This is a genomic window from Flavobacterium movens (assembly GCF_039581425.1).
GTDB lineage: Bacteria > Bacteroidota > Bacteroidia > Flavobacteriales > Flavobacteriaceae > Flavobacterium > Flavobacterium luteolum.
Genome location: NZ_JBCPXY010000012.1, coordinates 127,981 through 151,298, shown reverse-complemented (window position 1 = coordinate 151,298; position 23,318 = coordinate 127,981). Strand labels below are relative to the sequence as shown.

Here is a 23,318-nt window from a genome sequence, read left to right as displayed (position 1 = left end):
AAAGATGCAAAATCAGAGTTTTTTTTATAAAAAAAACCTAAAAGAAATTGAAAATAATCCAATTGGATTATTTTTGTGCAGTAAAAATTCACTAGCTAAAACTCAAAAGAGCATAACCAAGCAGAAAAAATAACATTCAGAAATAAATGAGTAATTTCAAAAAAATAGTTCCTTTTATATACCCGTATAAGAAGTATGCGTTCTTAAATATCTTTTTCAATATTTTATATGCGCTTTTCAGCACACTTTCTTTTGTTGCTTTAATTCCAATGCTTCAAGTTTTATTTGACCAGACAAAAGCCAGACACGAAAAACCAGTTTATGAAGGAATTTTAAAATTGCAGCAATATGGTGAAGACTATTTAAGCTATTACATAACCACTACAAAAGGCAATCACGATCCTGGCTATATTTTAGCCATAATGGTGACGATTATAATTTCAATCTTCTTATTAAAAAACTTAGCCGATTATTTAGCTATGTTTTTTATCACTTTTTTACGAAATGGTGTTTTAAAAGACATGCGAAATGCGATGTATAAAAAAACACTAGAACTCCCGTTGGCATTTTATTCTGAAAAAAGAAAAGGAGATGTTATATCAAGAATTTCAGCTGACGTAAATGAGGTTCAAAACTCATTTTTAGCCATATTAGAGCTTATTGTAAAAGAACCTTTAACGATTATTTTTACGATTACGACAATGTTAATTATTAGCACAAAACTAACATTGTTCGTATTTATATTTATTCCGATTTCAGGCTATATTATTTCTTTGATTGGAAAACAATTGAAGAAACAATCTACAAAAGCACAAGAAGAACAAGGTACTTTCTTATCTACAATTGAAGAAACTATTGGCGGATTAAAAGTCGTAAAAGGTTATAATTCTGAAAATTATTTCAATGCCGTTTTTCAAAATTCAACTCAGCGTTTTTTCAATTTATCAAATAAAATAGGAAACCGCCAGAACTTAGCTTCGCCAGCAAGTGAATTTATGGGAATTACTGTTATTGCCATTTTATTATGGTATGGAGGTCAAATGGTTTTGATTGATAAAACTCTAAGCGGCCCTTCGTTTATTGCTTATATGGGATTGGCTTACAACATTCTTACACCGGCGAAAGCAATCTCTAAAGCTTCATACGGAGTAAAAAGAGGAAACGCTGCCGCAGAACGTGTTCTTGAAGTTTTAGACCAAGAAAACACTATTGTTTCTAAAGAGAACGCAATCGAGAAAACAACATTTGATGATAATATTACCGTTCAAAATATCAACTTCAAATATGAAGAGGAAAATGTTTTAAAAGATTTTTCTCTTGAAATTAAAAAAGGACAAACTGTTGCACTTGTTGGACAATCTGGAAGCGGAAAAAGTACAATTGCAAACCTGCTTACCCGTTTTTACGATGTCAACGAAGGTGCTATTTCTATAGACGGAATCAACATCAAAGACATGAACCTGCAATCGCTTCGCAGTTTAATGGGATTGGTTACTCAAGACAGCATTTTGTTCAATGACACTATCAAAGCCAATATTTCTCTAGGAAAATTAGATGCTACGGATGATGAAATTATCGAAGCTTTAAAAATTGCCAATGCTTATGAATTTGTCAAAGATCTTCCAAAAGGTATTTACACCAATATTGGAGACAGCGGAAACAAACTTTCAGGAGGTCAAAAACAACGTTTATCGATCGCTCGCGCAGTATTAAAAAACCCGCCGATTATGATTCTAGACGAAGCAACATCGGCATTGGATACAGAAAGCGAAAAATTTGTTCAGGTAGCGCTTGAAAACATGATGCAGAATAGAACATCAATCGTAATTGCACACCGTCTTTCTACCATTCAAAAAGCAGATGTAATTGTGGTAATGCAGAAAGGAAAAATCGTTGAGCAAGGAACACACGATGAATTAATTGTAAAAAACGGAACTTACAATAAACTGGTAACAATGCAGTCTTTCGAATCGTAAGAAATCATTAATACCAAATTAATAATGCACAGATTAAGGAAATATTAAAACTCAGTTTAATTTCTTTAATCTGTGTTTATTTTTATAACTTTAGGTTAGTTAAAGATTGAAAATCATTTAATCTAAAGAAAATGTATCTTAACAACCCCAACATAAAACTTCCCGACGATCCCGATACTATTGTTTGGAAATATCTAGACTTATCTAAATTTCTTGATTTATTACTTTCTAAGAAACTTTTTATGTCGCGTTCGGACAAGTTTGAAGACCAATACGAAGGCACTTTTAGCGAACCGACTTATGAAGAGATAAAAAAACTTGCCGCAGACAATCCTGAGTTTTTAAATTACTACAAAACACATCGCGAAAAAGTAGCCATTAGCAGCTGGCATATTAACGAATATGAATCTTTTGCCATGTGGCAGATCTTTACCAAAAACAATGAAGGTTTGGCCATTCAGTCCACCATTCGAAGGCTGCAGAAAGCGGTAAAACCTGAAAACAATTTTGACCAGTTTATAGGCGAAGTAAACTACATTGATTACAAAAAAGAATATATTCCATTTGATGATTTATTCTTTCCGTTTTTATTTAAACGAAAAAGTTTTCAATATGAAAGAGAAGTCCGCATTCTGAGTGATACTTCAAAAAGCGACATCAAATTAAATGACGGATTAAAAATCAATGTTGACATTAACCAATTAATCGAAAAAATATACATTCATCCAAAATCTGAAAACTGGTACAAAAAACTGGTTATAGAATTGGTAGAGCGCCTTGGTTTTGGTTTTGAAATCGAAAAATCGGATCTAGAAAGCGATATATTGATTTGAAGTTGCTAAGGTTCTGAGAGGCTAAGATGCTAAGTTTTTTTTCTTGCCACAGATTAAAAGGATTTTTTTTGAGTATCTGACCATGTTCCGTAGGAACATTTCATTGGTAGAAAAATTATATTTTTTTTGTTCATTTTACGTTCCATAGGAACGTTTGATATGTTTTTTTTAACAACGCAACGCATCAAACGTTCCTACGTAACGTAAATTGATTGATCTTCATTTTTTTCTACCAACCAGACATTCCTACGGAATGACAACTTGACGTATAAAAATGAAAAAAAGCTGTTTTCATTAATGAAAACAATTTAAAAAAAGAGAGGCTGTTTCAACTTATTGAAACAGCCTCTCTTTTTTATAAAAATCCTTCTAATCCTTTTAATTTGTGGTAAAAAACTTAGAACCTTAGTATCTTAGAACCTCAGAACCTTTTAAATAGGTTTATAACTTTTCACTTCCCATTTTTTAGAAGCCAAATCTATATAATTGTAGTGCAACACATCATTTTTATCAAACTGACCATTTTGGTTCGTATCTTCAATTGTTCTAAAATATAAACGGTTTTTAGACTCAATTAAGCTCCAATCTACCAATTCTTGTAAATCTGCTGAAACTTTTGTGAAATTTTCTCCGCTTATATCACTCAAATACAAAGTTTTGATATCACTGGTATCAATTTTACCATCTTTATTGGTATCTGAATCTGTCAGCGTGTACACCATCACATTATTATGCGTTCTATCTGCAACCGTTTTTAAATAAGTTGCTGTTAAAATCAAAACTGGCTTATCAGATAATGGTCGGATAGAATCTGAATCTACTTTTTGGAATTTTAAATTCTGAAGATATCCTGTAATTTCATATTCGCCCAAATTAGAAATTGTAAAACTCACATCATTTACACTCGAAGAACCATAACGAGCTTTTGAGCCTCTTTCATAAACTCTTAAATCTCCAACGGGATGAATTAAATAATTAGTGCCTTCCAACTGAATAGGAAGATCTGCAATTTCAATTTGAGTTGTATCGGTTTTGGTAATACTTACTTTATTTGAAGCACCGTAGCTTACTTTGGGTTTTTGAACTTCTTCTCGGCAGCTTATTACTGTTCCGATAAGTATAAGGGCTATATATTTAAAATACTTTTTCATCTACAATGATTATATACGATTATCAAATATACTATTTTTGATTGTATTTTTGAGTTTTATTGAATTTTACTAATGCAAGGATATTTACTCCCGCCAAACCAAGATAACCAGTAAACAAAATCCAATTCTTTTTAAATAACGTTATTAGATATTCAATCTGTCTTTTTCTTTCTTCTTTTAAAAGATCTTCCTCACTCCTATAAGAAGGCTGATACCCACACACAAAAATTGACAACTCAGGTTTATTTTTCAGCTTAGGCTTAGGCAGCATCAAAACCAAAAAATCATCTTTGTACTGCAAATAATAAGGCATGTCTTCAACTTGAAAAATCTCCAAAACACGGACATACATTTCATATTTTACTTTTTTACCAAAATGAATTTTAATTCCATTTACAGTATCATTTTCTCTCTTTAATTTTCTTAACGCAAGTTCAAGTTCATTTATTCTTCTACGCTCTAAATCTAAAGAATTATTAAAACAAACAATTCGATAATTTCTTTTTAAAGCCAAAAAATTTCCGATCATAACAGAGTCAGTAGGAATGTAAAAACTCATCATGCCTTCAACCTTAAAAGCATCCACTTTATAAAAATGATACAAACAAAACAAAGGAATCAAAACCAGAGAAATCATTCCTGGAACGTAAAAAATCTTTTTTCTTTTTTCACGTTTTTCTATCATAACCTCGTATTTATCTTAACGTTAAAAACCCTCGAAGTCATATAATTTGGAATCGCATATTGATTTTTTGAATACACATCACGAACCCAAGTATTCGTAATAGCGTTTTGATTATTGAAAAGATTGAAAATTTCCAATCCAACAGCTAATTCTTTAAAGTTTTTCAGCCAGCCTTTTTTTGTATTTTGCGTACTAGCATCTACAAAAACTTTTGCAAAACCAATATCAGCTCTTCTATAATCATTCAATCTATTTTGATACAAATCAGGATCTGAATATGCTGGCGCACCACCAGGCAAACCAGTATTATAAACCAAATTTAAATACACTTTCACACTTGGAATATTTGGCATATAATCCTGAAACAGCATCGCAAATTTCAAGCGCTGATCTGTCGGGCGGGCTATATAACCTTTGCTTTCGTAATTTTCTTCCGTTTTCAAATATCCAAAACTAATCCAAGATTCTGTTCCCGGCACAAATTCCCCGTTTAATCTAAAATCAAGTCCTTGTGCATAGGCTTTCGCATTATTATTAGCAACGTAACGAATTCGAACATTATCTATTGAATAAACATTGACATCTGAAAGTGATTTATAATACAGTTCCGTTACCCATTTAAATGGACGGTTCCACATTTTAAAGTTATAATCATTACTTAAAACCACATGAACAGCTTCCTGAGCTTTTACATTTGGGTTTACAACTCCATCCAGATCACGCAATTCTCTGTAAAATGGCGGCTGATGATATAATCCTCCCGAAATCCTAAAAACCATATCGCTATCCCAATCTGGTTTTATAGCAAATTGCGCACGCGGACTTACTACAAATTGTGTTTTTCCTTCTTCTAGAGCTCCCGAAACATTCCAACCCTGAAAACGCGCCCCCAAATGATACCAGATCTGGCTCGAACCAATTTCTGATTGTTTGTTCCATTGCGCATAACCTGAGAATCGATTTATGGTATTAAAATTGGTTGCTCGAATATTCTGATATGGCAAAAGCGGTCCCGTATAAGGTGCATAAGGCTGATTATTTTTAGGAAGAATAACTAACGGTGGATTAATAGAAAACCCTGCCGAATCAATAACTTCCCACTCTACTACTCGATCTCGAATAGATTCTCTGGTATATTTTAAACCAAATTCCAGTTGGCTTTCTTTCCAATCTTTAATTCCTTTCAATTCGATATTTGCAATTAAAGCGTCGAGATCATTTCGAGCATGATTCAGCTGAGAACCAATTCCCCGCGTAAAATCAACTGCAGATGCATTTTCTAAATCTTCTACATTTACATTTCCTAAACGATATTGTGCCAAAATATCAAAATGCTCTTGTTCTGTAGTATGAAACAAAGAACCAATCAATTTAAGAGTCAGTGAAGGCGATGCTTTATAAGTAGTTTTTAAAGCACCAAAATAAGTATCGTATTGATCTTTTTCTTGCCCATCATAATAAACAGCAAGAGCCATAGGCTGATCTGCTGTTCCAAAATTTGTCTGGCGGACTAACGGTTGATACGAATATTTATTCTGAGAAATATTTCCTAAAAAGCTCATTTGCCATTTCTCAGAAATATCATAATTTATATTGGTCTGAATATCTGCAAAAGTCGGTTTATAATTCGTCTCTGTATCTTGGCTATTTACCAAAAGACTATTATTTCGGTAACGAACTCCTGTTACAGCTGACCATTTTTTATTTTTCGAAACCACATCAACAGCTGCACTTCCTCCTAAAAAACTTGCCTCAAAGGCAGCACCAAACCGAGTTGGCTTTCGATAGGTAATATCTAAAACCGAAGACAATTTATCTCCGAACTTTGCCTGAAATCCGCCAGCAGAAAATTCAACATTTTGAACCAAATCGGTATTGGTAAAACTTAATCCTTCCTGTTGTCCTGAACGAATTAAAAACGGGCGATATACTTCTACCTCATTTACATAAACTAGGTTTTCGTCATAATTTCCACCACGCACCATGTATTGTGTGCTCAATTCATTATTTGAATTAACGCCCGGAAGTGTTTTTAGAATATTTTCGATTCCAGCATTGGCACCTGGAATTTTCTTTATAGTTTCGGTATCAATTGATGTTATTCCCTGAACTCGTTTTCTATTTCCAGAAGAAACAAAAACTTCTCCCATTTGTTCTTCAGAATTGCTCATGATCGGATTAAAAACAAAAACTTCATTTGTTTTTAAACTGACAGTCAAACTCATCATTTTTAAAGAAAGGTGAGTAAAAATCAGAGAAACTTTTTTGTTTGATGGAATTGCAATTTCATAAAATCCATTTGCATCAGACTGCACAGAAGTTTCCTGCGAAGAGACATTTACGCTTGCAACCGGATGTTTTTCTGCATCTAAAATCAGCCCTTTCACGCGAGCATTTTGAGCCAAAGCAATACAGCTGAAAAATAAAAAAAGAAAAGCGAATGTAAACCTATTGTAACTCAAAGATTTTGGGTTTTATTTTTGTTGACTTCTAAAAAAACGAGTTTCAAAGATAGTAGTATTTCCTACATTATCAACAACTTCAACTTTTAATACGTTTTCACCTTCTGCTAAATATTGATCCTCAAAAGTATGAGTGATTCTTCTGGCTTTATTTTCGTATTCAAACAAAACCCAGCTTCCGTTTAGATAACCGTTATACGATTTTATTCCAGACAGAGAATCGCTTATTGTAAAATCAATTTTCTTTTGATCACTAATCCATTTTCCTTCAATTGGTTTTGCAATTTTAACAACTGGCGGAATCGTATCAAGAACTAAACCGTAAGTTCCCAATATTTTTGCTTTCGCAGTAAAAACATCACCTTTTCTAACGGTTCCATTAAAACTTGTTCCTTTACCAATATAAAGTTTATCTCTTAGAGATTCTGGATAAGTGTCGTCTTTTATGGTAATAGTAAAATTAGAATGCACAGGAACCGTATCATCGTGAATATAAACTTTGTTATTTTTCACATCAAAATTCATATTAAAATCATCGTAAAAAGTTCCAGCTGGAAAGAAGACCGACATATTATCTTTCTCAAAATTAGCATCTCTATTATACTTGATGAAATATTTTCCATTAACCGACTCTGACTCCACAAGAGGTATCGCAGCATCATATTCAATTGGAACCGTAATCGAATTCATATTCCCAAAATAATCCGATACTTCAATTTTGTAATTTGAAGTTAAATTAGGCTCTGCTTTTACAATACCGCGAAGAGAATCTGTCTTGATAATGCTTAACGCAAAAGGCGTTTTCATAAAAAGTTTCTGCACACGCTGTCCCGATTTTTTATAACGAGAATAATCTATCAATGCATTTACATAACGCATTTCATCAAAAGAATAGGTATTAAATTGATAGTTATAATTCTGATTTCCGTTTAAAAAAGTCGAAACGTTAAAAACCCCATTTCTATTATGGGAAACATCATCCGTATCAATAGCATTAATTCCAAAACCAATTTTTCCGTTTGCCTTAACTTTTGAAGCTAGATAAGTTCCGTCTTTTTGAAGCGCCATGTTTACCAGCAAAGGCTGTTTAGACTGGTTTACCGTAGCATTATCCAAAGGATAAACATACAAACTAGACAAAGTTGGCTTTTTGGTATCTTTAATATTTTGGTCAAAGCCAAAGAAAATCGGGTTGATCACAAATTCTGTCTTGGTATCTCGAATTTCAAAATGAAGATGCGGTCCTTCTGATGAACCTGTATTTCCAGAAAGTCCAATTATATCACCTTTTTTAACAGGAAGCTCATCTGGTTTTGGAAACATTTCGATTTCATACGCTTTTTCCTTGTAATACGTTTTTTTTACATAATCCAAAATTGGTCCAACTGGCGTTTGCAAATGTCCGTAAACAGATGTATAGCCGTTCGCATGAGTTATATAAATGCATTTTCCGTTCCCGAAAGTCGAAATTTTTATTCTAGAAACATATCCATCAGCTATTGCGTGTACACTTAGCCCCTCTCTTTGATTCGTTTTTAAATCAAAACCAGCATGAAAATGATTCGGCCTTAGTTCTCCAAAATTGCCCGAAAGCTGCATTGGAATATCTAATGGAGGTCGGAAATAGTCTTTTGGATATTGTGCTTGAGCAAATATAAAATTACAAAACAGAAGGGTAAGTACAGAAAATCTCATAAACAACATTTTTGCTAAGATAAAAAATTAACAGGGTAAAACCGAGCAAAACCCCCATAAAAACACAATAACTTGAATTTCATTTATTTGCCTATTTTTAATGTAAAAAAATCGATAAAAAATTGCATTAATAAAAAGGAATACTAACTTTGTATGATTAAGTAATGAATAGGATGTATAATGAGTGTAATTGCAGAAATAATTGATACTCTTGAATATAAAGTTGAAAAGCTATTTGAAAAATCAAAGGCTTTTGAACAAAACAATCAAGTATTACGATTAGAACTAGCCAAAGCTGCGCAAATTATCCAGAAACAATCTGAGGAAATGGAAGCTTTGAAGAAGCAAAATGAAACACTTAAGATAGCCAATTCGTTGCTTGGCAGCGACAATAACAAGAGAGAGACAAAGCTTAAAATAAATTCATTAATTCGCGAAATTGATTACTGTATAGCGCAACTATCAGATTAATAATATGGACGGAAAGCTTAGAATTAAAATATCAATTGCCGACCGCGTTTACCCACTTACGGTTGAACCCGCTCAGGAAGAAGGACTTAGAAGTGCTTCTAAAAAAATTGATGCCATGATCAAGCAGTTCGAAGAAAATTACGCGGTTCGTGACAAACAAGATGTTCTAGCCATGTGTGCATTGCAATTTGCATCGCAAGTAGAACAAAAACAAATTGATAATGCAATCGATGGAGAGGAAACTATCGAAAGAATTAAAAGATTAAATACGCTTTTAGATCAATATCTCGAAAATTAAACGTTCTTTACAGAAACTAAGATACTGCCTACATTAGTTCACAATTGGTAAACTCAACACTAACAATTTAGAATGAGCAAATCGTCGCTACTATAGTATGCCCTCCTTTTGGCTGGGAAACTTGAACAGTGAGTTAGCTCAAAACTTGTCTTTACGAGTTTATACAAGCAATTAATGTAGGCTTTTTTTATATATAAACCCTAACAAACATGGACATCATAACGATCATTATTGGTATTGTAGGTATTGCGGCAGGATTTGCAATAGCTAAAATTATCGAGAAAAGTAATATTTCAAACCTAATTAAAAACGCTAAAAAAGAAGCAGCTTCTATTTTAAAAGACGCTAATTTAGAAGCAGAAAACATCAAAAAAGATAAAATTCTTCAAGCAAAAGAGCGTTTTATCGAACTAAAATCAGAACACGAACAAGTTATTTTAGCACGTGACAAAAAAGTGGCTGAAGTAGAAAAACGTGTTCGCGATAAAGAATCTCAAGTTTCTAACGAACTTTCTAAAGCTAAAAAAGTAAACGACGATTTTGAAGCAAGAACAGCTGAATACGAAAACAAAATTGAAGTTTTAGACAAAAAACAAGCTGAAGTTGAAAAGCTTCACAAAAGCCAATTACAGCAATTAGAAGTAATCTCTGGTCTTTCTGCAGAAGAAGCAAAAGAACAATTAGTAGAAGGCTTAAAAGCTGAAGCTAAAACAAAAGCAATGTCTCATATTCAAGAGACTATTGAAGAGGCAAAGCTTACTGCGCAGCAAGAAGCTAAAAAAATCATCATCAACACTATCCAAAGAGTTGGAACAGAAGAAGCAGTAGAAAACTGTGTATCTGTTTTCAACATAGAATCTGACGATGTAAAAGGTAGAATTATCGGACGTGAAGGACGTAATATTAGAGCGCTGGAAGCTGCAACTGGAGTTGAAATTATTGTTGACGATACACCAGAAGCAATTATCCTTTCTTGTTTCGATCCTGTTCGCAGAGAAATTGCTCGTTTGTCTCTACACAAACTTGTAACTGACGGACGTATTCACCCGGCACGTATCGAAGAAGTTGTTGCTAAAACGGCTAAACAAATCGATGATGAAATTATCGAAGTTGGTAAACGTACCGTTATTGACTTAGGAATTCACGGTTTACATCCTGAATTAATTAAAGTTGTAGGTAGAATGAAATACCGTTCTTCTTACGGACAAAACTTATTACAGCACTCAAGAGAAGTTTCTAAGCTTTGCGGTATTATGGCTGCAGAATTAGGACTTAATGTGAAGTTGGCAAAAAGAGCTGGTTTATTACACGATATCGGAAAAGTGCCAGATACAGAAAGTGATTTACCTCACGCACTTTTAGGTATGCAGTGGGCTGAGAAATATGGCGAGAAAGAAGAAGTATGCAACGCTATTGGAGCGCACCACGACGAGATTGAAATGAAATCTTTATTATCTCCAATTATTCAGGTTTGTGATGCTATTTCTGGAGCAAGACCAGGGGCAAGACGTCAGGTTCTTGATTCTTACATCCAGCGTCTAAAAGATCTTGAAGATGTAGCTTACGGATTCAGCGGTGTTAAAAACGCTTACGCAATCCAAGCTGGTAGAGAGCTTCGTGTAATTGTAGAAAGTGAAAAAGTTTCTGATGATAATGCTGCAAACCTATCTTTCGAGATTTCACAAAAAATCCAAACAGAAATGACTTATCCTGGACAGGTAAAAGTTACAGTTATTAGAGAAACAAGAGCTGTAAATATTGCTAAATAATCCAAGAAACAATAAATAAAAATAAAGGCTGTCAATTGACAGCCTTTATTTTTAATCTATAATCTAAAGTTCTACATATCATTAAAAATGATTTTAAAACTTGTTCCTACTCCTACTTCACTTTCCACTTCAACAGTTCCTTTCATTGCTTCAATTTGATTTCTGGTAATATACAATCCTATACCTCGTGCTTCTTCATGTTTATGAAAAGTTTTATACATACCGAACAACAAATCGCCATAGACTTTCAAATCGATTCCAAGTCCATTATCTGTAATCTTAAGTGACTTAAAGCCTTCCGGTTCGATTGCAAAATCAAAAGTAATTTCGGGATCACGATCTGGATGCGCATATTTGATTGCATTTGTGGTAAAATTCAACAAAACGCTCTCCATATAAGCCGGATTAAAATTAATCGTTAAATACTTCGGAACATTGTTTATAATAGTCACTTTACGCTGTTTATCGTAGCCTTTGATCGTCGAAATAGTTTTTTCTATATACTCACATAGCTTTAACGGAACCACAGCGATATTAATATTGCTCTGCGTTTTAACGATTTGGGTCAAATTTGAAATAGTTTCATTCAGATCGTTAGAAACGGCACGCAAATATTCCAGCATTTCTGCCACAGTCTGCTTGCTAACATCGGCATCAATAAGGTCTAAAATTGATTTTATATTTCCTGCCTGTGTATTTAAATTGTGCGAAACAATATGTGAGAAATTCAACAAACGGCTATTCTGATCACTATACAGCTTCATGGTTTTCATAAGCTCAAGTTCTTTTTCTTTCTGAGCCGAAACATCGGTATGTGTTCCAATTACACGCAGAGGTTTTCCATTTTCGTCGCGTTTAATCACTTTTCCGCGGTCCAAAATCCATTTATAATTACCACTAGAAGTCATTACACGATGATAATTTTCGTAAAACGGAATCTTATTATCAAAATGATCATGAATATCTGAATAATATTTTGGGAGATCATCTGGATGCACAATTTTATCCCATCGCTCAGGATCGTCAAAAATATCAGTAGATTCCAGCTCCAAGATTTTAAGAGACAAAGAAGAATAAAAAACACTATTTGTGACCATATCCCAATCCCAGATTCCAGCGGTAGAGGCATCGAGAGCAAATTGAAAACGCTCTTCAGAAATTCTAAGCTTTTCTTCCTTATCTTTCAATTCGGTAATATCCGAAACATGTCCGTAAAAAATCACACTCCCGTTTGTGGAAGATTCTGTTTTTGAGGATACCCTGAACCAGCGAATTCCTTTTTTAGGAAGAGTCGCTCTAAACTCAATTTTCCAAGGTTTTATTTCTTTTCTAGCTTTGACCAAAGATTGAAAAAAAGGTTCACGATCCTGAGGTAAAATTCGATCGTAAACTATAAACTTCATATCGTTATTAAAATCTGCTGCAGAAAGTTCAAATATTTCATCTGCCGATTTACTTACAAGAGGAAATGTGTAATTATTATCCGCATCAATAACAAACTGAAAAAGCAGGTCGGGCATTTCGGCCAACAATTTTTTATAAAAATTATTTACCTCCAAGCAATCGTCATTTCCATATAAATCAAAAACCATATACTACTTCTTTTATGTAAATAAGATATTCAGAACTTATTCAGAAAAAGCAAAGACAAACTACAACGTTTTAGTGCTTTTTATTCAAATTAAAACAAAATTTTAACACAATATATAAATTTTCAAATCAAAAACATATCATACTGCAAAAAAATTATTTTCTTGGATGAAAACTATACATTACTTCTTTCAAAAAACTGCGATCCAGATGCACATAAATTTCAGTTGTTGTAATTGATTCGTGCCCAAGCATCAACTGAATTGACCTTAAATCAGCACCATTTTCAAGCAGATGAGTTGCAAAAGAATGTCGCAGTGTGTGGGGGCTGATACTCTTTTTAAGCCCCATTTTTTGCGCGAGATCTTTAATGATTGTAAACACCATCGCACGTGTTAATTGACTCCCTCTTCTGTTTAAAAACAAAGTATCTTCTGCTCCTTTTTTAATATTGAGGTTGCAGCGAATCGCATTTCTATAAATATCAATGTATTTTTGAGTTAGCGGTCCGATCGGAACAAATCTTTCCTTGTTTCCTTTACCGGTAATTTTAATAAAACCTTCATCAAAGTAAAGATCCGAAATTTTAAGTGAGATCAGTTCAGAAACACGAAGTCCGCAACCATAAAGCGTTTCGAGCATTGCACGGTTACGCTCTCCTTCATTAGTACTTAAATCAATTGTTTCAATTAAAGTGTCGATTTCCGGAAGCGATAAAGTATCGGGTAATTTGCGACCTGTTTTTGGAGCTTCAATTAATTCTAAAGGATTATCATTTCTATAATCTTCAAAAACCAAATAATTAAAGAAACTTTTGAGTCCAGAAATAATCCTTGCCTGCGATCTTGGATTAACTTCTTTGGCTACCGTATAAATAAATTGCTGTAAAGTTTCGTCGGAAATTTTTATCGGAGAAACATCAATCTGATTGGTTTCCAAGAACAGACATAAACGTTCAATATCAAAGCCGTAATTTTCGATCGTATTTTTAGACAAACCTCTCTCTATCCTCAAATACGACTGATAATCTTTTATATATCTACTCCAATTCATATTTACAAAGTAAGTGATTTTTTGGCATAAAAAAACCTTCCGTTATCGGGAAGGTTCTTTAAATATTTAAAAATTCAGATTAGAATTTGTAAGCCAAAGAAATCTGGAAATTACCATTTTTCGCACTATCATACAAATCTTCTGAATCATCAATATTGTCATCCCAAATAGGAGATAAGCCCACAGTATAACGAAGACCAACTGAAAAATTATCAGTAAAACTATAACCTGCTCCGAAATTAAATCCAAAATCCACCGATTTTGTATCGTCTTTAATATCAAAACTATCAGATTTAGCTGATAGTAAAAAACCAAGTTGTGGCCCCGCTTCTACACTAAATTTTTTGTCAACAATATAATACTTCGCCAAAACTGGAACATTTAAATAGTTTAATTTTACATCTTCATTAGTTCCAAAAGGTCCATCAAATTTAGCTCCTTGAGTAGAGAATAAAAGCTCTGGTTGAATATAAAACTTTTCTACGACGTGGATTTCAGCTAAACCACCAATATGAAATCCTACTAATGAATTAGCATCTCTCACATCACCACCAACAATACTTGAAATATTAAGACCTCCTTTTATTCCAAATCTTGTTTCCTGAGCATTTGAGAATGCAAAAGCCATAATTGCAATGGCAGATAAGATAATTTTTTTCATTCTAATTTGTTTTGGGTTAAATTAATGCGTCAAATATAAAAATATTCTTCATAAATCTATATTAGGAATTTAACAAATAAAATAGTAACTAATATGCTAATTGTTAAGAGATCATGAATTTATCAAAAGATCAGAATAAAAAAAACCTTTCCATTTCTGGAAAGGCTCTCAAAAAACACTATTAACTAAATATTAGAAGTGTAATGCAAAACCAATGTTTAATTGGAAAACATCTTTTCCATAATCTTCGTTCATAGAAATATTGTAACGAAGTCCTGGCTCAATAGATATGTTTTTTCCAACAAACCAAGCATATCCTCCTTGTAATCCTACATAAGAAGGGTTTTCATCTGCATCTTTAATACTTGCTCCTGTGTAAGAAGCCTCTAAAGGAAACTTGTTTAATAAATAATATTTCGCTCCAACTTTATAAGAAAAAGCATTTGAGCTATGACCAAAGTCATTATAACCTAAACCAGCCTTAACAGCTAAATTATTGGCAACAAAGTAACCACCTTCAACTCCTAACCCCCATTCAGTCTCTCCATCTCTAGATGACAAATTAAAACTAGTATTGCCAACATTTGCATCAGCTCCACCAAAAGCAGTATTAGCCTCAATTAACCATTTTCCTTTTGCTGTTTGTTCTTGTGCGTTAGCAAATGTAAAACCAAATACTGCAATAGCAGCTAAAACAATTTTTTTCATAATTTTTAAAATATTATTTGATTAAATATTGGACAAAACTAAGATTAGACCTACAAAATAAACTCCACAAAAAGCCTAAAAAGTATTAAAATAGGACAAAAATAAAACTGACTTAGACTTGCTCAAAATCAAAACTTTAGATGAGAAAAAGAAGGATTTTATAGATTAAAAATCAATTTGAGTGGGAATTTTATTAATTATTTAATCCAAATTATAATGCAATAAAATGCTAAATATGTAGTTTTGACCTTTGAATAACATTTTAAAATACCAATTTTTAAAAACCTTTTTATGAAGAAAATACTTTTAGCAGCTGTTTTGTTTATTGCAACATCGGCGGCAGTACAAGCACAATTATTGAAATTAGGGGTAAAAGCCGGAGTTAACTTTGCAAGCCAGCCTGGTGATGCAACATTAAATGGTGTAGCGTTTGATAAAGATGGAATTACAAGCTTTCATGCCGGTGTAGTAGCGGAAGTAAAATTATTAGAAAAATTCGCAATTCAGCCAGAGCTTTTGTATTCTACTCAAGGAGCAACTTATAAATTTTCTGATGCTCAAAAAGATTTCGAAAATAAATTAGCTTATTTATCGATTCCTGTAATGGCAAAAATCTATATGACTAAATCATTAAGCTTAGAGGTTGGTCCACAAGCTTCATTTTTATTGAGTCAAAAAAATGATGTAAGATTTGACGATGCAAATACATTTGATTTTGCTCTTAATGCTGGTTTAGGTTTAAAAATTACAGAAAGCATTTTTGTTCAAGGACGTTATAGTCTAGGATTAACAGACGCTTCTTCAAATGCAGACATTAGAAACTCAGTAGTTCAGCTTTCAGCTGGATTCATGTTCTAAAAGAATATCACATACTTTTATAAAAACCGCTCTAATTATTAGTGCGGTTTTTTTTATTTTTACACTTGTGTGTGAAATGTCATTTGTGAAATGTAAAATACATCACATTACTTAATTAAAAACGAAATTACTTTATGAAAATCTGCATTATCAACGGACCGAACTTGAATCTTTTAGGAAAACGCGAACCAGAAGTTTACGGAAGCCAGACTTTTGAAGATTATTTTGAAACGTTGAAACAAAAATTCCCAAACATCGAACTTTCATATTACCAAAGCAATATTGAAGGCGAACTGATTGGTAAAATTCAAGAATGCGGCTTTACTTTTGACGGAATTATTCTGAATGCTGGTGCATATACACATACCTCTATAGGTTTGGGCGATGCTATGAAAGCCGTTACAACTCCCGTAATTGAAGTGCACATTTCAAATACTTACGCGCGCGAAAGTTTTAGACACCAATCCTATTTATCTGGAAATGCTAAAGGCGTTATTTTAGGTTTCGGTCTAAAAAGCTACGAATTGGCTATACAATCTTTTCTATAATATAATGTCATCCTGAGCGAAGTCGAAGGCCTTTAAGACTACTGACTTCGACTTTGCCCAATCAGACAAACTCTCTCATTCAATTTAACAAATTATTAATAAGCTCAGATTTAACTTATTATATTTTTGTAAGAAAAACACACATGCATGAGAAACTATACGTTATTAGCCTTTCTATTTTTTTCGCTTTCCAATTTTGCTCAAATAAAAGGAACTGTAACAGATGACAAGGGAAATCCGCTTCCTTTTGTCTCCGTTTTTGAAGAAAATACTTATTCTGGAACTACTACAAACGAACAGGGAAAATATCAGCTGAATGTAAAAGAAGTTGGAAGAAACAAAATCACTTTTCAATATTTAGGCTATAAAACTCAAAAAATAACCGTCTTAGCGGCAACGAAAATTGTCAATTTAGATGTTAAACTTCAGGAAGAAAGTTTCGCATTAAATGAAGTTATCATTGATCCTAAAAACAATCCCGCAAACGACATCATAAAAAGTGCTATTGCGCATAAGAAAGAAAATCTAGGTAAAACAGGACGTTATACAGCCGATTTTTATTCAAAAGGAATGTTTAAAGTAAAAGATCTTCCAAAAAAAATCCTCGGTAAAAAAGTAGAACTTGGTAATGATATGGGCGCAAATTTAGATTCTACAGGAACGGGTATTTTATATTTGTCTGAAACTGTTTCAAAAGTTGCTCTTGAAAAACCAGACAAACTAAAAGAAAAAATTATTGCTTCAAAAATTTCTGGCAACAATCGAGGTTACAGCTATAACACGGCTGCCCTATCTAATTATGACTTCTACGACAACACTTTAGATTTTGATGTAAAACTCATCTCTCCTATTGCCGACAATGCTTTCAATTATTACAAATACAAACTGGAAAGCACTTTTTATGATGACAATAACCAGCAGATTAATAAAATCAAAGTTATTCCGAGACGAGATAAAGAACCTGTTTTTGAAGGCTATATTTATATTGTAGACGACAGTTTTGCTATTTATGCCGTTGATTTAGATATCAAAGGGTATCGAATGAAAAATGAATTTACAGAAGTAATGAATCTAAAACAGAGTTTTAGCTACAATACTAAAAATAAAATCTGGTCTAAAAATGCACAGACTCTGTCTTTTAATGCCGGTATTTTTGGAATAAAGTTTTCTGGAAATTTCAATTATGTTTATTCGAATTATGAATTTCCTGATTCTTTCGACAAGAAAACTTTCGGAAATGAACTCGTAGCTTTTGAACTTAATGCCAACAAAAAAGATGATGCTTTCTGGAATGAAATCCGTCCCATTCCGTTAACAATTGAAGAAAGTAATGATTATGCTAAAAAAGACAGTTTGCAAACCATTAGAAAATCAAAAAAATATACCGATTCTATTGATGCCAAAAACAATAAGTTTAAGGTTTGGGATATTTTAATGGGTTACCATTATAAAAATACTTTTAAGAAATATTCTTTTGATTATAAAGGTTTATTGAATGTTGCTTCTTTAAGCTTCAATACTGTACAAGGTTTTAATTTGGATTCGGGTTTCTCTTTCAGAAAATGGGATGAAGAAAAAGGAACAAACACTTCTATAAGCACAACTTTTAACTATGGTTTTTCAGACGAACGCTTTCGCGTAATTGGCGAATTCAGCCATCGATTCAATACTATAAATTATGCGACAGTTTGGGGTTCGGGAGGAACAAAAACGGCTCAGTTTAATAGTGCCGAACCTATTTCTAAACTGATCAACTCTGTAAGCTCCTTATTTTTTAAAGACAATTATATGAAGTTGTACAACTTGGAATTTGTTGAAATCAATTATGGGCAAGATATTGCAAATGGAATGAATCTTACGGGAAAAATTGGCTACGAACAACGAAAACCACTTTTCAACACAACTGATTATTCTTTCTTTAAAAAAGATGATGTTTATTCCTCTAATAATCCCTTGGCTCCAGACGATTTTACAACACCTGCTTTTAATCAGCATCATTTGTTTAAAGCTCTTGTAACAACTAGAATCAACTTTGGCAACAAATACATTTCTAGACCTGACGGAAGATTTAATTTCAAAAACGATAAATATCCGACGGTTTATCTAGCTTTTGAAAAAACATTCGCGGCGAGCGAAAAAAAATATGAGTATGAAAGAATTGGAGCTTCTGTTCAATATGATTTATCACTTGGAAACAAAGGTCTTTTAGGAACCAATTTTAGAGGCGGAAAATTCTTTAATGCCGAAAACATTTCGTTTATAGATTACAGACATTTTAATGGAAACCAAACTCATATTGGAACAAGTGAACGTTATTTGAATGTTTTTAATATGATGCCCTATTATTCTAACAGCACAAACGATAGTTACTTTGAAATGCACACCGAATATAATGACACAGGTTTTATCATGAATAAAATTCCGTTACTAAATCTTTTAAAATCAACTATGAATATTGGCTTTCATTCTCTTGCAATTCCTGATCGAAAACCATATTCCGAATTCACAGTCGGTTTAGACAACTTAGGCTTTGGTAAATTCAAATTATTCCGAGTGGATTATGTACATTCTTACCAAGCCGGTATCCAACAAAATGGTGTTGTATTTGGATTGAAGATTTTGAATGCATTAGATTAAGGTGCAAAGGTTCTAAGATGCTAAGATTCTAAGTTTTTCTTTTAGCAACGAATACTATGTTTTGTCAGACTGAGCGAAGTCGAAGCCCTCGCAAATGTTTTTAAAATTAATCTTTGTCAAAGTTTAAAACTTTGACAAAGAAAAAAACTTAGAATCTTAGCATCTCAGCATCTTAGAACCTCTTTCAATGATAATCATCTGGCTCTATATGAATCAAAACATTTCCTAACTGCGGAATTTGTTCTTTCAATTTATCTTGCAATTTATGAGATAAATCATGACCTTCTTTTACAGAAATTTTAGCCGAAACTATGGCGTGAAGATCAACATGATAACGCATTCCTGCTTTTCGGATATAGCATTTTTCTGTTCCAAGAATCCCTGGAACTGTCAAAGCAACGATTCGGATTTCTTCTACTAAATCATCGTTTAGGTTTTCATCCATGATTTCACCAAGTGCTGGCCTGAAAATTTTATAGCTATTATAAAGAATAAAAAAGGCTGCGAAAAGCGCTGCCCAGTCATCTGCAGATTCATAACCTTTGCCCATAATTAAGGCAATTGAAATTCCGATAAAAGCTGCTACAGAAGTTATAGCATCGCTTCTATGGTGCCATGCATCGGCTGCCAAAGAAGAACTATTGGTTTGTCGGCTACGTTTCATTACCAAGCGAAAAGAATATTCTTTCCAGAAAATAATTGCACCTAAAACATACAAAGTCCAAGATTTAGGTAAATCGTGTGAAGTTCCAATATTGGCGATACTTTCATAACCAATAATTGTTGCCGAAGTAATTAAAAACCCAACAACCAAAAAGGTAATTAGAGGTTCTGCACGGCCGTGACCGTAAGGATGATTTTCGTCTGCTGGTTTATTCGAATATTTAATTCCAAACAGAACCAAAAAAGACGCAAATATATCTGTTGTCGATTCTATCGCGTCTGCAATTAAGGCATAAGAATTGCCAAAAAAACCTGCGAGACCTTTTATAAGGGCCAAGCAGGTATTTCCTATTATACTAAAAATAGTAGCTTTTACAGCTTTTTGTTCGTTTGTCATTTAAAGACATTTTTTTAGCCACGAATTCACGAATTAAACGAAATTTAGAATTTATCTTATTCTCTAATTTTTAAAATGAAATTCGTTTAATTTAACTTTAAAAATTTTGAATTAGTTTAATTCGTGAATTCGTGGCAAATATTTTTTTAAGCTCTCACGATTTTTGCGCCGATTGCTCTTAAACGCTCATCTATACGCTCGTATCCACGATCGATTTGCTCGATATTTTGGATTGTACTTGTTCCTTTTGCAGAAAGCGCAGCAATTAATAATGAGATTCCCGCACGAATATCAGGAGAAGACATTGTTGTTGCTTTCAATTGAGATTCGAAATTATGTCCCATAACCACAGCTCTGTGCGGATCACATAACATAATTTTTGCGCCCATGTCTATTAATTTATCCACGAAGAATAAACGGCTTTCGAACATTTTTTGGTGAATTAAAACATCTCCTTTAGCTTGAGTTGCTACAACCAAAACGATGCTTAATAAATCAGGCGTAAATCCTGGCCAAGGCGCATCAGCAATTGTCAAAATAGAACCGTCGATATCTGTTTTTACTTCATATCCATCTTTGTGAGCAGGAATATAAATATCATCATTACGTTTTTCAACCGTAATTCCTAACTTTCTAAACGTATTCGGAATCAAACCTAAGTTTTCCCAGCTTACATTTTTGATTGTAATTTCGCTTTTTGTCATAGCCGCAAGACCAATCCAAGAACCAATTTCGATCATATCTGGAAGAATTCTGTGCTCACATCCTCCAAGGCTTTCAACACCTTCAATAGTCAATAAGTTAGACCCAACCCCTGTGATTTTAGCTCCCATAGAGTTCAACATTTTACATAACTGCTGTAAATAAGGTTCACAAGCAGCATTGTAAACTGTAGTTGTTCCTTTTGCTAGAACTGCAGCCATTACAATGTTTGCTGTTCCAGTTACAGACGCTTCATCCAAAAGCATATCTGTTCCTTTAAGACCTTCCTTAGGAGTTTCCACTCCATAAAAGTGATCTTCTCTGTTGTATCTAAATTTTGCTCCAAGGTTAATAAAACCTTCAAAGTGAGTATCTAATCTACGACGTCCAATTTTATCTCCTCCAGGTTTTGGAATATAACCTTTTCCAAAACGAGCCAAAAGCGGACCAACAATCATAATCGAACCGCGAAGCGCTCCACCTTCTTTTTTGAAAGCTTCAGTTTCTAAATATCCAACATTAACTTCATCAGCTTGAAAAGTAATTGAACCCGGCTCGTTACGTTGAATTTTCACCCCTAAATTACCAAGCAAAGTGATTAATTTATTGATGTCTATAATATCAGGAATGTTATTAATTTTTACTTTCTCTCCTGTTAGAAGCACAGCACATAAAATTTGTAGTGCCTCATTCTTTGCTCCTTGTGGAGTGATTTCTCCTTTTAAAGGAGTTCCTCCTTCGATTTTAAAAATTCCCATAGATTTTGTTTAGGTTCTAAGGTTCTGAGATTCTAAGGTTCTGAGCTAAAATCTTAGCATCTTAGTAACTTAGCATCTTAGACCCTTTTTTATTTCTGATTATTGTTTTTTTGAAATGTCTTTTTTTGACCGCCTTTGTTGTTGTTATTTTTGTTGTTCTGAATTTTTGGCTGAGCACCAGAAGCTGTTTTATTAGACATACGTTTGTTTGTACGCATTAAGTCTGTCGTATTTAAAAGCTCTTCTGTACTGTGCAATAAATTGATTTTACCTCCAGATAATTCATATAAATGTTCAAAAATAACATCGTCTTTTACGGTGTCTTTGTTCCAGCTTAAGAAAGATTTTTTCATGTGATTGGCAATTACCATTACCAATGCATTTTTCATTTCGCCTTCTTCCCATTTATTAGCAACATCAATCATATACTTGATATTGTTACCATAAAATCTATACTTTGGAAAGTTCTGCGGATACTGCAAAGCATCCGGTTTTAGCTCCAAAACTTCTCTTGACGGAATTGGATACGGAGATTCTACATTCAGTTTAAAATCAGACATAATAAAAAGCTGATCCCAAAGTTTATGCTGAAAATCTGGTACGTCACGCAAATGCGGATTCAGACTTCCCATAACCTGAATGATATATTTTGCGGCTTTATTGCGCGTTTCATCATCTTCGATTGCAGTTGCCTGATCAATCAGTTTTTGTAAATGACGACCATATTCTGGGATTATCAAACGTTGTCTTTCAGAATTGTATTCTAAATTATACACAACGTCGCTTGCTGCTTCTCTTTTATATTTTTCGATCATAAGTTTATAATGAAACTATACCTTCAATTGTAGAAACTTCTTTGTATTTACTAATCACATCGTCTGAGCTGTGCATCGTAACGTCTACAGAAACACTGGTAAATTTACCTGTTTTAGATTTTGTTGTTTTAATTACCGCACCCATTCGATCAAAAGCTTTTTCGACACGCTCTACATTGTCTGCTATAGAAGGCACAATAAATTTGTATAAATATTCTGCTGGCCAAGTATTTGCGTTATCTAGCTCTACTTTTAATCTTTCGTAAAATTCGGCGGTATTTTTTTCTTTATCGTTCTCCATTCGTAATTAAAAATAAACGCAAATATACGGTTTTGATTTTAGACTTTTGAGTTTAGATTTTAGATTTTTTTGGGGCTTAAAACTTTGTTTTAAAGGGACAAAGTTACAAAGGCGCAAAGGTGCAGAGAAAAAAGCAATCAAAGATTATTTCTTTGTAAATTTTACGCTTATATTTGAGAAAAACAATACCTGCAATATTTCTCAAAAAGTTCCCCAGAAGGAAGTATGTATCGTACTGTTTGTGATTTCGACGAAGGAGAAATGACAATATTGCGAAAAAACTTTGC

General features: G+C 33.3%; 20 protein-coding genes. 8 read left to right on the top strand and 12 right to left on the bottom strand.

All coding sequences use genetic code 11. The features are described 5' to 3' along the window. Window positions 1-146 precede the first annotated feature (146 nt). Together AAYQ05_RS19535 and AAYQ05_RS19530 are read left to right on the top strand one after the other, a co-directional pair. On the top strand, window positions 147-1,976 hold the full coding sequence (locus AAYQ05_RS19535; protein WP_343544990.1) for an ABC transporter ATP-binding protein: 1,830 nt from the start codon (window positions 147-149) through the stop codon (window positions 1,974-1,976). Window positions 1,977-2,107: 131 nt separating this feature from the next. Then, a complete protein-coding gene (locus AAYQ05_RS19530; protein WP_281633747.1) occupies window positions 2,108-2,809 on the top strand; it encodes a hypothetical protein in 702 nt (233 codons plus the stop codon). A 431-nt stretch (window positions 2,810-3,240) separates the two neighbouring features. Here AAYQ05_RS19530 and AAYQ05_RS19525 read toward each other — a convergent pair whose 3' ends face one another. The 4 genes from AAYQ05_RS19525 to AAYQ05_RS19510 are packed head-to-tail and all read right to left on the bottom strand — an operon-like array spanning window position 3,241 to window position 8,802. Continuing rightward, the gene (locus AAYQ05_RS19525; RefSeq protein WP_177212251.1) at window positions 3,241-3,960 is read right to left on the bottom strand and encodes a CREC-EF hand family protein; all 720 of its coding nucleotides are present in this window, start codon (window positions 3,958-3,960) and stop codon (window positions 3,241-3,243) included. Window positions 3,961-3,991: 31 nt separating this feature from the next. Beyond that, window positions 3,992-4,645, bottom strand: coding sequence for a hypothetical protein (locus AAYQ05_RS19520; protein WP_343544989.1), 654 nt, complete (start codon window positions 4,643-4,645; stop codon window positions 3,992-3,994). Continuing rightward, window positions 4,642-7,107, bottom strand: coding sequence for a TonB-dependent receptor (locus AAYQ05_RS19515; RefSeq protein ID WP_343544988.1), 2,466 nt, complete (start codon window positions 7,105-7,107; stop codon window positions 4,642-4,644). The genes AAYQ05_RS19520 and AAYQ05_RS19515 overlap by 4 nt, the downstream gene beginning before the upstream one ends. A 12-nt stretch (window positions 7,108-7,119) precedes the next feature. Continuing rightward, entirely contained in the window at window positions 7,120-8,802 is a 1,683-nt protein-coding gene (locus AAYQ05_RS19510) for a M23 family metallopeptidase (protein WP_343544987.1), read from the bottom strand. Window positions 8,803-8,982: 180 nt separating this feature from the next. On the opposite strand from AAYQ05_RS19510, the gene AAYQ05_RS19505 reads away from it, so the two are divergent. The 3 genes from AAYQ05_RS19505 to rny all read left to right on the top strand — a co-directional run bounded on the left by AAYQ05_RS19505 (window position 8,983) and on the right by rny (window position 11,340). Beyond that, entirely contained in the window at window positions 8,983-9,273 is a 291-nt protein-coding gene (locus tag AAYQ05_RS19505; protein ID WP_008464802.1) for a hypothetical protein, read from the top strand. A gap of 4 nt (window positions 9,274-9,277) precedes the next feature. Further along, a complete protein-coding gene (locus tag AAYQ05_RS19500; RefSeq protein WP_008464801.1) occupies window positions 9,278-9,571 on the top strand; it encodes a cell division protein ZapA in 294 nt (97 codons plus the stop codon). Window positions 9,572-9,780: 209 nt separating this feature from the next. Then, the gene (gene rny, locus AAYQ05_RS19495) at window positions 9,781-11,340 is read left to right on the top strand and encodes a ribonuclease Y (RefSeq protein ID WP_177212248.1); all 1,560 of its coding nucleotides are present in this window, start codon (window positions 9,781-9,783) and stop codon (window positions 11,338-11,340) included. Between the two features lie 71 nt (window positions 11,341-11,411). Here the strand turns inward: rny and AAYQ05_RS19490 are convergent, their stop codons facing one another. From AAYQ05_RS19490 to AAYQ05_RS19475, 4 genes are all read right to left on the bottom strand, one after another. After that, window positions 11,412-12,932, bottom strand: coding sequence for a sensor histidine kinase (locus tag AAYQ05_RS19490; RefSeq protein WP_343544986.1), 1,521 nt, complete (start codon window positions 12,930-12,932; stop codon window positions 11,412-11,414). A 154-nt stretch (window positions 12,933-13,086) separates the two neighbouring features. Then, window positions 13,087-13,983, bottom strand: coding sequence for a site-specific tyrosine recombinase XerD (gene xerD / locus AAYQ05_RS19485; RefSeq protein WP_343544985.1), 897 nt, complete (start codon window positions 13,981-13,983; stop codon window positions 13,087-13,089). Window positions 13,984-14,062: 79 nt separating this feature from the next. Further along, window positions 14,063-14,644 (bottom strand): porin family protein, encoded by a 582-nt coding sequence (locus tag AAYQ05_RS19480; protein WP_281633753.1) that lies wholly within the window; start codon window positions 14,642-14,644, stop codon window positions 14,063-14,065. Between the two features lie 192 nt (window positions 14,645-14,836). Then, window positions 14,837-15,352, bottom strand: coding sequence for a hypothetical protein (locus tag AAYQ05_RS19475; RefSeq protein WP_343544984.1), 516 nt, complete (start codon window positions 15,350-15,352; stop codon window positions 14,837-14,839). Window positions 15,353-15,643: 291 nt separating this feature from the next. Between AAYQ05_RS19475 and AAYQ05_RS19470 the strand changes: the two genes are divergently transcribed. The 3 genes from AAYQ05_RS19470 to AAYQ05_RS19460 all read left to right on the top strand — a co-directional run bounded on the left by AAYQ05_RS19470 (window position 15,644) and on the right by AAYQ05_RS19460 (window position 19,395). Further along, complete coding sequence (locus AAYQ05_RS19470; protein WP_281633755.1) at window positions 15,644-16,210, top strand: porin family protein; 567 nt, start codon at window positions 15,644-15,646, stop codon at window positions 16,208-16,210. Between the two features lie 134 nt (window positions 16,211-16,344). Further along, window positions 16,345-16,758, top strand: coding sequence for a type II 3-dehydroquinate dehydratase (gene aroQ / locus AAYQ05_RS19465; protein WP_198858214.1), 414 nt, complete (start codon window positions 16,345-16,347; stop codon window positions 16,756-16,758). Window positions 16,759-16,905: 147 nt separating this feature from the next. Continuing rightward, the gene (locus tag AAYQ05_RS19460) at window positions 16,906-19,395 is read left to right on the top strand and encodes a DUF5686 and carboxypeptidase regulatory-like domain-containing protein (RefSeq protein WP_343544983.1); all 2,490 of its coding nucleotides are present in this window, start codon (window positions 16,906-16,908) and stop codon (window positions 19,393-19,395) included. Between the two features lie 184 nt (window positions 19,396-19,579). Here AAYQ05_RS19460 and AAYQ05_RS19455 read toward each other — a convergent pair whose 3' ends face one another. The 4 genes from AAYQ05_RS19455 to AAYQ05_RS19440 all read right to left on the bottom strand — a co-directional run bounded on the left by AAYQ05_RS19455 (window position 19,580) and on the right by AAYQ05_RS19440 (window position 23,031). Continuing rightward, window positions 19,580-20,455: a cation diffusion facilitator family transporter gene (locus AAYQ05_RS19455; RefSeq protein ID WP_343544982.1), complete on the bottom strand. Its 876-nt coding sequence runs from the start codon at window positions 20,453-20,455 to the stop codon at window positions 19,580-19,582. A 146-nt stretch (window positions 20,456-20,601) separates the two neighbouring features. Then, a complete protein-coding gene (murA, locus tag AAYQ05_RS19450) occupies window positions 20,602-21,915 on the bottom strand; it encodes a UDP-N-acetylglucosamine 1-carboxyvinyltransferase (RefSeq protein ID WP_144338813.1) in 1,314 nt (437 codons plus the stop codon). Between the two features lie 89 nt (window positions 21,916-22,004). Next, a complete protein-coding gene (locus AAYQ05_RS19445; protein WP_177212240.1) occupies window positions 22,005-22,730 on the bottom strand; it encodes a DUF4290 domain-containing protein in 726 nt (241 codons plus the stop codon). A 4-nt stretch (window positions 22,731-22,734) separates the two neighbouring features. After that, entirely contained in the window at window positions 22,735-23,031 is a 297-nt protein-coding gene (locus AAYQ05_RS19440; protein WP_343544980.1) for a DUF493 family protein, read from the bottom strand. Window positions 23,032-23,318 lie beyond the last annotated feature (287 nt).

What these genes read in the sequence shown, in the direction of transcription:
- AAYQ05_RS19500 (WP_008464801.1), top strand. Translation starts at nt 9,278, where the DNA reads ATGGACGGAAAGCTTAGAATTAAAATATCAATTGCCGACCGCGTTTAC.
- AAYQ05_RS19470 (WP_281633755.1), top strand. Translation starts at nt 15,644, where the DNA reads ATGAAGAAAATACTTTTAGCAGCTGTTTTGTTTATTGCAACATCGGCG.
- AAYQ05_RS19475 (WP_343544984.1), bottom strand. Translation starts at nt 15,352, where the DNA reads ATGAAAAAAATTGTTTTAGCTGCTATTGCAGTATTTGGTTTTACATTT.
- AAYQ05_RS19440 (WP_343544980.1), bottom strand. Translation starts at nt 23,031, where the DNA reads ATGGAGAACGATAAAGAAAAAAATACCGCCGAATTTTACGAAAGATTA.
- AAYQ05_RS19535 (WP_343544990.1), top strand. Translation starts at nt 147, where the DNA reads ATGAGTAATTTCAAAAAAATAGTTCCTTTTATATACCCGTATAAGAAG.
- rny (WP_177212248.1), top strand. Translation starts at nt 9,781, where the DNA reads ATGGACATCATAACGATCATTATTGGTATTGTAGGTATTGCGGCAGGA.
- AAYQ05_RS19510 (WP_343544987.1), bottom strand. Translation starts at nt 8,802, where the DNA reads ATGAGATTTTCTGTACTTACCCTTCTGTTTTGTAATTTTATATTTGCT.
- AAYQ05_RS19530 (WP_281633747.1), top strand. Translation starts at nt 2,108, where the DNA reads ATGTATCTTAACAACCCCAACATAAAACTTCCCGACGATCCCGATACT.
- AAYQ05_RS19445 (WP_177212240.1), bottom strand. Translation starts at nt 22,730, where the DNA reads ATGATCGAAAAATATAAAAGAGAAGCAGCAAGCGACGTTGTGTATAAT.
- murA (WP_144338813.1), bottom strand. Translation starts at nt 21,915, where the DNA reads ATGGGAATTTTTAAAATCGAAGGAGGAACTCCTTTAAAAGGAGAAATC.
- AAYQ05_RS19520 (WP_343544989.1), bottom strand. Translation starts at nt 4,645, where the DNA reads ATGATAGAAAAACGTGAAAAAAGAAAAAAGATTTTTTACGTTCCAGGA.
- AAYQ05_RS19525 (WP_177212251.1), bottom strand. Translation starts at nt 3,960, where the DNA reads ATGAAAAAGTATTTTAAATATATAGCCCTTATACTTATCGGAACAGTA.
- AAYQ05_RS19490 (WP_343544986.1), bottom strand. Translation starts at nt 12,932, where the DNA reads ATGGTTTTTGATTTATATGGAAATGACGATTGCTTGGAGGTAAATAAT.
- AAYQ05_RS19460 (WP_343544983.1), top strand. Translation starts at nt 16,906, where the DNA reads ATGAGAAACTATACGTTATTAGCCTTTCTATTTTTTTCGCTTTCCAAT.
- aroQ (WP_198858214.1), top strand. Translation starts at nt 16,345, where the DNA reads ATGAAAATCTGCATTATCAACGGACCGAACTTGAATCTTTTAGGAAAA.
- xerD (WP_343544985.1), bottom strand. Translation starts at nt 13,983, where the DNA reads ATGAATTGGAGTAGATATATAAAAGATTATCAGTCGTATTTGAGGATA.
- AAYQ05_RS19505 (WP_008464802.1), top strand. Translation starts at nt 8,983, where the DNA reads ATGAGTGTAATTGCAGAAATAATTGATACTCTTGAATATAAAGTTGAA.
- AAYQ05_RS19480 (WP_281633753.1), bottom strand. Translation starts at nt 14,644, where the DNA reads ATGAAAAAAATTATCTTATCTGCCATTGCAATTATGGCTTTTGCATTC.
- AAYQ05_RS19455 (WP_343544982.1), bottom strand. Translation starts at nt 20,455, where the DNA reads ATGACAAACGAACAAAAAGCTGTAAAAGCTACTATTTTTAGTATAATA.